The organism is Psychroserpens sp., assembly GCF_047633235.1.
Taxonomy (GTDB): Bacteria; Bacteroidota; Bacteroidia; order Flavobacteriales; family Flavobacteriaceae; genus Psychroserpens.
In genome coordinates, this window is the sequence record NZ_JBLIET010000065.1 from 1 (window position 1) to 11,037 (window position 11,037).

General features: G+C 34.3%; 10 protein-coding genes. 5 read left to right on the forward strand and 5 right to left on the reverse strand.

Annotation, left to right across the window (positions count from 1 at the left end; genetic code table 11):
• The coding region (trpS, locus tag ACJAZK_RS13835) for a tryptophan--tRNA ligase (RefSeq protein ID WP_415224534.1) at positions 1–941 on the reverse strand (941 nt) is incomplete at its 3' end.
• A 143-nt stretch (positions 942–1,084) separates the two neighbouring features.
• On the opposite strand from trpS, the gene ACJAZK_RS13840 reads away from it, so the two are divergent.
• Complete coding sequence (locus ACJAZK_RS13840) at positions 1,085–1,861, forward strand: lysophospholipid acyltransferase family protein (protein ID WP_415224535.1); 777 nt, start codon at positions 1,085–1,087, stop codon at positions 1,859–1,861.
• A gap of 55 nt (positions 1,862–1,916) precedes the next feature.
• Here ACJAZK_RS13840 and ACJAZK_RS13845 read toward each other — a convergent pair whose 3' ends face one another.
• From ACJAZK_RS13845 to recA, 4 genes are all read right to left on the reverse strand, one after another.
• Positions 1,917–3,524, reverse strand: a complete 1,608-nt coding sequence (locus ACJAZK_RS13845) for a hypothetical protein (protein WP_415224536.1) — start codon at positions 3,522–3,524, stop codon at positions 1,917–1,919.
• Positions 3,524–4,066 carry an RNA polymerase sigma factor gene (locus tag ACJAZK_RS13850; RefSeq protein WP_415224537.1) on the reverse strand — a complete coding sequence of 181 codons (543 nt, stop codon included), beginning with the start codon at positions 4,064–4,066 and terminating at the stop codon, positions 3,524–3,526. Before ACJAZK_RS13850 ends, ACJAZK_RS13845 begins: the two co-directional genes overlap by 1 nt.
• A 24-nt stretch (positions 4,067–4,090) precedes the next feature.
• Complete coding sequence (locus tag ACJAZK_RS13855) at positions 4,091–4,507, reverse strand: hypothetical protein (RefSeq protein ID WP_415224538.1); 417 nt, start codon at positions 4,505–4,507, stop codon at positions 4,091–4,093.
• Positions 4,508–4,628: 121 nt separating this feature from the next.
• Positions 4,629–5,633 (reverse strand): recombinase RecA, encoded by a 1,005-nt coding sequence (recA, locus tag ACJAZK_RS13860; protein ID WP_028870640.1) that lies wholly within the window; start codon positions 5,631–5,633, stop codon positions 4,629–4,631.
• Between the two features lie 578 nt (positions 5,634–6,211).
• Here recA and ACJAZK_RS13865 point away from each other — a divergent pair.
• From ACJAZK_RS13865 to ACJAZK_RS13880, 4 genes are all read left to right on the forward strand, one after another.
• Positions 6,212–7,279 (forward strand): rhodanese-related sulfurtransferase, encoded by a 1,068-nt coding sequence (locus ACJAZK_RS13865; protein WP_415224539.1) that lies wholly within the window; start codon positions 6,212–6,214, stop codon positions 7,277–7,279.
• Between the two features lie 225 nt (positions 7,280–7,504).
• Positions 7,505–8,683: a PSP1 domain-containing protein gene (locus ACJAZK_RS13870; protein ID WP_415224540.1), complete on the forward strand. Its 1,179-nt coding sequence runs from the start codon at positions 7,505–7,507 to the stop codon at positions 8,681–8,683.
• A complete protein-coding gene (locus ACJAZK_RS13875; RefSeq protein ID WP_415224541.1) occupies positions 8,670–9,173 on the forward strand; it encodes a gliding motility lipoprotein GldH in 504 nt (167 codons plus the stop codon). The genes ACJAZK_RS13870 and ACJAZK_RS13875 overlap by 14 nt, the downstream gene beginning before the upstream one ends.
• Before the next feature lie 2 nt (positions 9,174–9,175).
• The coding region (locus ACJAZK_RS13880; protein WP_415224542.1) for a transglycosylase domain-containing protein at positions 9,176–11,037 on the forward strand (1,862 nt) is incomplete at its 3' end.

The window sequence follows — 11,037 nt, forward strand, 5'->3', positions numbered from 1 at the left end:
TTCAACACCTTATTAGCAACAATCTTAGCCTTTTCAGCTCCAATTGCTAATGCAGTATCTATCTCTTTCAGGTTAGACATATAGTGGTTAAAACGTTCTCTTTCCGTAGAAAACTTAGAAAGTATGAGTTCATATAACGCCTGCTTTGCATGACCATAACCATAACCGCCTTTTTCGTAATTGGCTTTCATGGTTGTAATTTCATTTTTTGATGCTAATAAACTATACAGAGCAAAGCAGTTACAAGTTGCCCAATCTTTTGAGTCTTCAAGAGGTGTGCTATCTGTTGCGATAGACATGATTTGTTTGCGTAGTTTCTTTTCAGGTAAAAAAATATCAATGATATTACCTTTACTCTTACTCATTTTTGCACCATCAGTACCAGGAATAAGCATGGTATTTTCATAAACTTTTCCTTCTGGAAGTATAAAGGTCTCTCCCATTTTAGCATGAAAACGTGATGCTACATCACGCGTCATTTCAATATGTTGGAGTTGATCCTTGCCTACTGGTATGATTTCAGAATCATACAATAAGATATCTGCTGCCATGAGCATTGGATAGCTAAATAAACCAGCGTTAACATCTTCTAAACGGTCAGCTTTATCTTTAAAACTATGTGCTAATGTTAATCGTTGATAGGGAAAGAAGCAGCTTAAATACCATGATAACTCGGTAACTTGTGGAATATCACTTTGTCTGTAAAATACAGTTTTATCAACATTTAGACCAAATGCTAACCATGTAGCAGCCGTAGAATACGTGTTTTGACGCAATGTTTCTGCGTCTTTTATCTGTGTCAATGAGTGCATATCTGCTATAAAAAGAAACGAATCATTGTTTGCGTCGTTTGCCATGTTGATTGCAGGTGAAATAGCACCCAATATATTTCCTAAATGAGGTGTTCCCGTACTTTGTATTCCTGTGAGTATTCTTGCCATAGTATTGCCTGCGAAAGCAGGTATCTCTTTTTAACTAGTTTTTCTATTTGATATAGTCTTCAACTTCAACTTCGTTGTATATCGTCAGCAAAGGTAATTTTTTTAGTAGAAATGTTGAATTAATTTAACTAGTTTTGAGCCCAATGAAGATTTTTAAGAACATATTTTATACGTTATATCGCATTTGGTTCTACATTTTGGTGGCCATACCAATTATTGTGTTATTTCCAATATTGATTGTCTCGATTTTAAAAGAGTCCTGGTATCCTTTATTTTTTAAGATTGCTCGTTTATGGTCGTGGTTTATTTTAATTGGGATGGGTTTTAGGGTTAAGATTGAGCGTGAGGAGATTCCGAAGAAAAATGAAAGCTACATGTTTGTGGCTAATCATACCTCCATGGCAGATATTATGTTGATGTTGGTATCTGTTAAAAATCCATTTGTATTTGTTGGTAAAGCGGAGTTAGCAAAAATTCCATTATTTGGATTTTTCTACAAGCGCACCAGTATTTTAGTAGATAGAAACGATGCTAAAAGTAGGCAAACGGTTTTTTTAAGAGCGCAACGACGTTTAAAACAAGGCATGAGTATTTGCATTTTCCCAGAAGGTGGTGTGCCAGATGAAAGCATTGTATTAGACGACTTTAAAGATGGTGCGTTTAGAATGGCAATCAATCATCAAATTCAAATTGTACCCATTACATTTGGCGATAATAAAAAGCGATTTTCCTATACGTTTTTTAGTGGAAGTCCAGGGAAAATGAGAGCGAAGGTGCATCGTTTTATCGCTACGGAAGGATTGGAAGTTAAGGACACTAAAACAATCAATGCCCAAACACATCAATTACTATTATCCCAATTGAAAACGTTCAACGAACAAACGATTACATACAAAAAAGCCACTCCTGGCACGGAGTAGCTTTTCGTCATCATTGCTCATCATTTTGCAATAATTATCTAACCAACTAAAAAACCTAAAACTTAAAACTAAGTCCTGTATAAACACCAATGAAAAACGGTTGGAAATTACCAGACGTATCATTAAAAGTGTTTATTTGATACTTGAACGTGGGTTCAAGATTAAATCGTAATTGTTTTGAAATGTTATAATTGATACCAATTCCAAAATTGGCACTATAACTCATATTATTAATGTTTGTAGCTTCTCCTAAACGTGTTTTGTCTCCGTTATTTTCTACAGAGTACACATCATTATCACTTAAAAACAAGGTGCTAAATCCACCAATAAGATGGACTCCAATTTTAGTGTCAAGCACATTGTATTCTAATTCAATAGGGACTTCTATAAATCCTAATTGCTGGCTAATAGACCCTTGCTCTTTTAGAAACAGGACTTCTGGACCATTAGCAAACCTTAAATTATTGGCGCTTAAATAAGTCATGGTAGAATCACTTATATTAATATGTTGTAATTCCCTATCAGACGAGGCAGATGCACTAGAACTGTTAAAAGCAACTACATTATTTGTAGAATAGCCTAGATTAACTTTGCTAACTCCTGCTCTAATTGTAAGCTTTTTATTGATAGCATAAGCACCTTTTACACCATAACTTACGTTAACGTCTCCTTCTTTAGTGTTATCTACAAATTGCTCATCAATTGGAGACCCACTGCCTAAGGTGTTAAAATAGACAGGAGCCATATTTGGTGCAACACTCCAGCGTTTTGTTAAGGGATTAATAGAATCGTTAACTTTTTGACTGTCTTCGTTTTCAGTTAAAGCAATGGCTTTGGCTATGGCATTTTCTGTCGTTTCTAAGTCTTTCGTTTTTGAAGAATCTATTCTTATGTCACTATTCTTTTTCTCTAAAGCATTAGAAGATGTCACCTGAGAGGTGTTGTTTTTCTTAGTTTGCTTTATAAGTTTATCAATTTCAGATTGTTCTTTTCTAATATCGTTTTTAAGGTCCTCATCTTGAAATACAGGACCATTAGCGTTTTTTACAACAGTGTTTTTGTTTTTGAGGTTGCTGTTTTCTTTGTTGCTTTTGATTTTTTTATTTTCAGTAGAAACAATCGCATCACGTTGTAATGATTTGTTCTTTATAACCGATTTGTTTTTATGGGTCTCGTTTTTACTGTTTTCGATCTCTTGCTTTTCTTTCTCTTCGGAAAGGGTTATACTCGTTTTGTGGTCTGACGTATTAGGTGATGTAAGATTATTTTCAAGAGTATTACTGTTATTATCTTCATTGTTTTCTAAGGAATTTTTTTCGCTTCCCACAATGGTGTTGTTTTCTGCACCTTCTGAAGTATTTAATTCGGAACCATTAGGTATCCTATCTTCGTTTATTGATTCGCTATTAGACTTTTTGGTATCAACAACTTTTTGTTCAACTGGCCCGCCAGAGTTGTTTAGTAACGTATTAGCAACAGTAAACATCAATACTAGAGCTGCGGCAACACCTGCGACTTTCCACCAAATAGGAATCACTCTTCGTTTACGTTTCTCCTTCTTGAGTGCTGCCTCAATATTTTGCCAGACAGCATCACTAGGAGTGGCTTCAAAATTTTTGAGTTGCTCCTTAAAGAGTTTGTCTATGTGTTTCTTTTCACTCATTATATACTTTGCGAATTGTGACTCGCTTTATAGTGTTTTATTTTTTCTTTTAAAATCGTACGTGCTCTTGCTAAGTTTGATTTTGATGTACCAGTAGAGATAGTCAACATCTCAGCTATTTCTTTGTGCGAGTAATCATCTAATGCGTATAAATTAAATACTAACCTATAACGGTCTGGTAACTCTTGAATGATATTTAGTAGATAGTCAATGCTCATGTCATCGTCTTCAACATCTACGTATACATCTTCAATTTGGTCTTCATTTATAATGTCAAAAACACCAGCACTTCTATACCGCTGTAAAGCAGTGTTGATGGTAATACGTTTCATCCAACCCTCTAATGAGCCTTGACTTTTAAACTGACCAATCTTTTTAAAAATCGTTAAATAGGCGTCTTGTAAATTATCTTGGGCTTCGACGTAATTGCGCGAATACTTCAAACAAACCGAAAACAACTTACTTGCATATCGCTTGTATAATTGGCTTTGAGCTTGAGCATCATTATGTTTACAGCGCTCTATGAGCTGGTCTAAACTCACATAATTTGTTTTAATTAATTTATATTATTCTTCTACTGGAACTTCTACAATTAAGTAGAGGTCACTTCCATTATTGTCTTTTCCTTGCCAAAATTTAAAGACATGCGGACCAATATCATTAACCTGATAATTGAAGGTTGCCTGAGCTTCGTTTGAATTAGCTTCTAAAGTTTCGCAATTTGAATCTTCATAAACTGTATTGACTAGAATTATAGTGGTTTCGTTTTCGTTATTTTCAACCAAAAAGGTGTTAAATATGTGACAACTAGAGGGTCTAAAGTAATTAACCTCTATAGAGTAGACTTGTCCAAACTGAAATGCCTCAGGAACATTGACACTTTCAATGGGCAATGGTTCGTTATAATAATTTAAGACGTCACTATCATCACTGCATGAAAACAGAGAAAACATTAAGAAACTTAATAAAAAAATCTTTTTCATTGATATAAATTAATTTTAAAACATATATAATTTCACCATGTAGATGCAGAAAGTATAAAAAGGTTGCGTCTAAAAACAAAAAAATCCCTAGAAGAGGGATTTTTTTATTTTGAAATATTTTTTATTCCGCAGATTTGATAGTTGCTCGAACTTTTTCTTCAAGTTCATCCATCAATTCAGGGTTGTCTTTTATCAATGCTTTTACTGCATCTCTACCTTGACCTAATTTGGTATCACCATAGCTAAACCAAGACCCGCTTTTTTTAATGATTTCTTGTTCTACAGCAACATCTAATATTTCTCCAACTTTAGAAATACCCTCACCATACATGATATCAAATTCACACATTCTAAAAGGGGGAGCTACTTTGTTTTTAACAACTTTTACTCTAGTTTTGTTACCCATTACGCCTCCATCTGTGTTTTTAATTTGCGTAGAACGACGAATGTCTAAACGCACAGAAGCATAAAATTTCAAGGCATTACCACCAGTAGTGGTTTCTGGATTACCAAACATAACACCAATTTTTTCACGTAATTGATTAATGAAGATGACCGTACAATTTGTTTTGCTAATTGATCCTGTTAATTTTCTAAGTGCTTGAGACATTAAACGTGCATGTAATCCCATTTTAGAATCACCCATTTCGCCTTCAATTTCACTTTTTGGGGTTAATGCTGCAACTGAGTCAATAACAACAATATCAATAGCGCCAGATCGTATTAAATTATCTGTAATTTCTAAGGCCTGCTCTCCATTGTCTGGCTGTGAAATTATTAAATTATCGATATCTACTCCTAATTTTTCGGCATAAGTTCTATCAAAAGCGTGCTCTGCATCAATAAAAGCGGCAATACCTCCAGCTTTTTGAGCTTCAGCAATGGCGTGTAAAGTTAATGTGGTTTTACCAGAAGATTCTGGTCCATATATTTCAACAACTCTTCCTCTAGGATATCCGCCAACTCCTAAAGCAATATCTAAACCTAAAGATCCAGAAGAAATAGCCTCAACATCTACTACCGCTTGATCGCTCATTTTCATTACTGTTCCTTTTCCGTAGGCCTTATCAAGTTTATCTAATGTTAATTTTAATGCTTTTAATTTTGCTTCTTTTTCACTGCTCATTTCCTTGTTATTTTTATAATTAATCTCCTTTAAAAAGGGTTAGCTAAAATACAACATCTTTTAATTTTTTTTGACTTATGACGCAACCTTTTTAAACTTTTTGCATCTACTAATTGAGATTGGGAAATCTTGCTATGAAAAAGAAGCTCTAATTCTGTAAATGGGTTTAAAGGTTATTGACAAATTGAAACGAAGAGCTTTGTACTTTTTATTAATTTAAAAAGTGTGCGACTTAGTTTGAAGTTTCTCACGGCACGATAATTTTAATAAATCCTATAGGATAGGGCATATTCAACAAATTTAAATTCTTATTAAAAAATGAGATTTTTTAGAAAAATTATTTTTAACAAGGCTTCTAGTGCTGCAGTTGTAGTTCATGTGAACAGCAACTGTAAAAGCGACGGAGGCTAACTCGTAATCTGTTTTTAAGGTAAATTTAAAAATATTAATCACGAGTTAGTCCTCTAAAAAAGCCCCGTTTATGTCGAATCCTCGGGGCTTTTTTATGCTTTATACTTAACACTCGATACTTTTCCTATCTTTGCCCTTCATTTTTTAACCTTAAAAATTAGTATAGCATGCAACTGTACAATAACTTGAGTGCTAAAGAGAGAGCAGAGCTTATTGAGAAAGCGGGAAAAGAACGCTTAACAATCTCTTTCTACAAGTACGCCAAAATTGGCAACACTCAAATTTTTAGAAATCACCTCTTTTTAGCATGGGATGAATTTGACGTCTTAGGGCGAATTTATGTCGCTCATGAAGGTATAAATGCTCAACTTTCTGTTCCTGCAGAAATTTTTGAAGCCTTTAAAAATCATCTAGACACCATTACTTTTTTAGAAGATGTAAGATTAAATATTGCTATTGAGCATGATAATTTTGCCTTTTTAAAACTTAAAGTCAAGGTGCGACAAAAAATTGTTGCAGATGGTTTAAATGACGAGACTTTTGATGTTAGAAACAAAGGTGTTCATGTGAATGCATTAAAATTTAATGAACTTATTGAAGATCCAAATACAGTTTTGGTAGATATGAGAAATCATTATGAAAGTGAAATAGGCCATTTTAAAAATGCTGTAACTCCAGACGTAGACACTTTTAGAGAATCTTTAGATATTATTGAAGAAGATTTAAAAGACCATAAGGAAGATAAAAATCTTGTGATGTATTGTACAGGCGGAATTAGATGTGAAAAAGCAAGTGCGTATTACAAGCATAAAGGATTCAAGAATGTATTTCAATTGGATGGAGGTATCATTAATTATGTAAGAGAAGTTGAATCTAGCGAGTTAGAAAATAAATTTATTGGTAAGAATTTTGTGTTTGACGAACGTCGATCAGAGCGCATTAGCGATGATGTAATAGCTAATTGTCATCAATGTGGTAAACCGGCAGATCTCCATACCAATTGTGCGAATGGAGCATGTCATTTGTTATTTATACAATGTGATACTTGTAAAGAAAAAACGGAAAATTGTTGTTCAACAAATTGTATGGAAATTAATAGATTACCTTTTGAAGAACAGAAAGCGTTTCGTAAAGGCCAAGGGAATAGCAATGATATATTTAAGAAAGGACGCGCAGATCATTTATCTTATAAAAAGGATTTGAGAAATATTTTTGATACATTTTTAAAGGAATAAAAAGTTCTGTTTAGGGGTTTTTTTAAGGTTTTTTCTAGGGAATTAATTTTAAGAGTAAAAAATTCATCCATTGATAAGTAAGTTACAACTCAATTTTCAATTTTAATAACACACGACTATCACGCGTCTTTTTTGTGAATAAATAATCCTATATTTACAGTTCAAAAGAAACATTAATCTTCATTTGATATTGTAATCATAGTATCAAATTATATATAAAATTTCATGAGTTGTAAAAGTTGCTCAACGGGTACGGATGGACAACCAAAAGGATGCAAAAATAATGGGACTTGCGGTACAGATAGCTGCAACAAACTTACTGTTTTCGATTGGTTAGCTAACATGACGTTACCGCAAGGTCAAGAACCTTTTATTGGTGTTGAAGTTCGTTTTAAAAACGGGCGAAAATTATACTACAAAAATACCGAAAATTTAACCCTTAGCATTGGAGATATTGTTGCCACACAAGCTAGTTCTGGTCATGATATTGGTATGGTAACACTTACTGGAGAATTGGTAAGAGTTCAAATGAAGCGTAAAAAAGTAAATATTGATGACGAAGAAACCGTTATGAAGATTTACCGCAAGGCAAGTCAAAAAGATATTGATATTTGGTCAGCAGCTAGAGATAAAGAAGAGCCAATGAAAGTCAAAGCAAGACAGTTTGCGATTGATTTAAAACTTCATATGAAAATCTCAGATATAGAATATCAAGGAGATGCAAGTAAAGCGACGTTCTATTATACTGCAGAAGAGCGTGTAGATTTTAGAGAACTTATCAAACTTTTTGCACGTGAGTTTAGAACGCGTATAGAAATGAAACAAGTTGGGTTTCGACAAGAAGCAGCTCGTCTTGGAGGTATTGGTTCATGTGGAAGGGAGTTATGTTGCTCCACTTGGTTAACAGATTTTAGATCGGTAAGCACCTCTGCAGCGCGCTATCAACAACTATCGCTTAACCCTTTGAAGTTAGCAGGACAATGTGGTAAATTAAAATGTTGTTTAAACTATGAATTGGATGCGTATCTAGATGCCTTAAAAGCATTTCCAAAATCTGATATCAAGCTGTTTACCGAAAAAGGAAAAGCAGTATGTCAAAAAACAGATATTTTTAAAGGCCACCTTTGGTATGCTTATGAAGGAGAATGGATGAATTGGCACGTGTTAACCACAGATCAAGCCAATGAAATTATAGAGAAAAATAAGAAAAGAGAAAAAGTAGCAAGCTTAGAAGAGTATGCCTCAGTATTAATCGAAGATACTAAAGCAGAGTTTGAAAACGTTGTTGGACAAGATAGTTTAACACGATTTGATGGTCCAAAACGCAAAAAGAAACGTAGAACTAATAAAGGTAATCAAACACAACGTCCTAAAAACACAAATAATAGTAATGCAAAAAAGTAAGTACTGGATACCATTTGTAATACTCGTTCTAAGCATTATGTCTTGTGATTCTAATCGTGTTTTTGATGAATATCAGTCGGTTTCTGGAGAATGGGATAAGGATAACGCAGTTGAGTTTAAGGTCACGCCTCCAGACTCTACAGAGGCCTATAATTTGTATGTTAATTTAAGACATACAGAAGCTTATAAATTTAGTAATTTGCGTTTAATCGTTGAGCTAAATTACCCAAATGGAAAAACTCAGAAAGACACATTAGAATATATAATGGCAAATCCAGATGGTACATTTTTAGGCACTGGGTTTTCAGATGTTAAAGAAAATAAATTGTGGTATAAAGGGCATGAGCAGCCATTTCTATTTGATGAAATAGGAGAATATAGTATCAGTATACAACATGCGATGAGAGAAAATGGAAGCATCAATGGCATAGACAAATTAGAAGGCATCACAGATGTTGGTTTTAGAATAGAGCATTCGCAAACGTATTGATTATGGCAAAAAAAAGGACAGAAAAGAAAAAACCTACTAAAGATAATGCTCAAAACTTTTCAAAATATATAAGACGCTTCTGGATCCTTTTTACAGGAGGTGTTTTTACCTTTTTCTTTATGTTTCTATTAGCATCTTGGGGGCTTTTAGGAGAAATGCCAGATCATACTATTTTAGAAAACCCAAAAACATTTTTAGCTACAGAGATCATATCTTCAGATAATCAAACTTTAGGGAAGTTCTATTTAGATGATAATAGAACACCTATAGATTATGAGGAGTTACCAAAAGAGTTGGTCGATGCATTAGTCGCTACAGAAGATATACGCTATTACGACCATTCAGGTATCGATTTTAGAGGCACAATGAGAGCCATTTATAAAATGGGACGAGGTGGTGGTGCAAGTACTATTTCTCAACAATTGGCTAAGCTATTGTTTACAAAACAAGTGTCTTCAAACAAGTTTCAACGTATTATTCAAAAAGTTAGAGAGTGGGTGATTGCAACCCGTTTAGAGCGTCAATATACGAAGGAGGAAATCATTGCGATGTACTTTAATATTTATGACTTCGGAAATAATGCCGACGGAATAAGAAGTGCGACCCGTATTTACTTCGGGAAAGAGCCTAAAGACTTAAAACTGAAAGAATCTGCAATGTTAGTGGGGATGTTTAAGAACTCATCGCTGTATAACCCTAGATCAGATCGTAATCCTGTAGGTGTAAGAAACAGACGAAATGTTGTTTTAGCTCAAATGTACAAATATGAGTACATTTCCGAAGCCATAAAAGATAGTCTACAAGATACACAGCTAGACTTGAATTACTCTCCAGAATCACATCGTGAAGGAACGGCTACTTATTTTAGAGCGTATCTTGATAAGTTTATGAAAGATTGGATCAAAGAGAATCCAAAACCAGATGGATCTAAATATAACCTTTATAACGACGGACTCAAAATATACACCACTATAGATTCTAGAATGCAGCAGTATGCAGAAGATGCAGTAGGACGTCACATGCCAAGATTGCAAGCAGAATTTGATAATCAAAATACACCAGACCGAAATAAAACAGCACCATTTTTAGAACTTGATACCAAGGAAATAGAAAAATTAATGAACTCTGGTATGAGACGATCGGAACGTTGGAGAGTTTTAAAATTAGCTGGGAAATCTGATAAGGAAATCAAAGCTTCGTTTCAAATACCTACGCAAATGAGCATTTTTGCATGGAAAAATGGAAAGCCTACCGAAATTGATACGGTGATGAAGCCTATGGATTCAATGCGTTATTATAAATCATTTTTACAACCAGGAATGATGTCTATGGATCCTCAAACAGGTCATGTAAAAGCTTGGGTTGGTGGTATGAATTTTAGACATTTTCAATACGACCACGTAAAAACAGGAAAACGTCAAGTTGGGTCAACATTTAAACCATTTGTATACGCTACAGCTATAGATCAACTCCATTTATCACCCTGTGATACGATACCAAGACAACAAATAACAATTGAAGCTGGTAAGTATGGAAACCCAGAGTCTTGGACAGTAACGAATGATGATGCTCGTTATGACGGTTTCTTAACGCTTAAAGCAGCTTTAGGAAGTTCGGTAAATACAGCAACCGCACGTTTGATGGATAAGGTGGGGCCAGAGCCTGTGGTAGATATGGCAAAAAATTTAGGAATAGAGTCTTATATTCCTGCGGTACCAGCAATTGCTTTAGGGACACCAGATATTAGTGTGTATGAAATGGTTGCAGCCTATTCAACATTTGCTAATAAAGGCGTGTATAACAAACCCGTAATGGTCACACGCATTCAAGATAAGAACGGAACAGTACTTTTTCAGTTCACACC

Bases quoted from the DNA above. Each gene is read 5' to 3' on its own strand.
- ACJAZK_RS13840 (WP_415224535.1), top strand. From the start codon at position 1,085: ATGAAGATTTTTAAGAACATATTTTATACGTTATATCGCATTTGGTTC.
- ACJAZK_RS13845 (WP_415224536.1), bottom strand. From the start codon at position 3,524: ATGAGTGAAAAGAAACACATAGACAAACTCTTTAAGGAGCAACTCAAA.
- ACJAZK_RS13855 (WP_415224538.1), bottom strand. From the start codon at position 4,507: ATGAAAAAGATTTTTTTATTAAGTTTCTTAATGTTTTCTCTGTTTTCA.
- recA (WP_028870640.1), bottom strand. From the start codon at position 5,633: ATGAGCAGTGAAAAAGAAGCAAAATTAAAAGCATTAAAATTAACATTA.
- ACJAZK_RS13865 (WP_415224539.1), top strand. From the start codon at position 6,212: ATGCAACTGTACAATAACTTGAGTGCTAAAGAGAGAGCAGAGCTTATT.
- ACJAZK_RS13870 (WP_415224540.1), top strand. From the start codon at position 7,505: ATGAGTTGTAAAAGTTGCTCAACGGGTACGGATGGACAACCAAAAGGA.
- ACJAZK_RS13875 (WP_415224541.1), top strand. From the start codon at position 8,670: ATGCAAAAAAGTAAGTACTGGATACCATTTGTAATACTCGTTCTAAGC.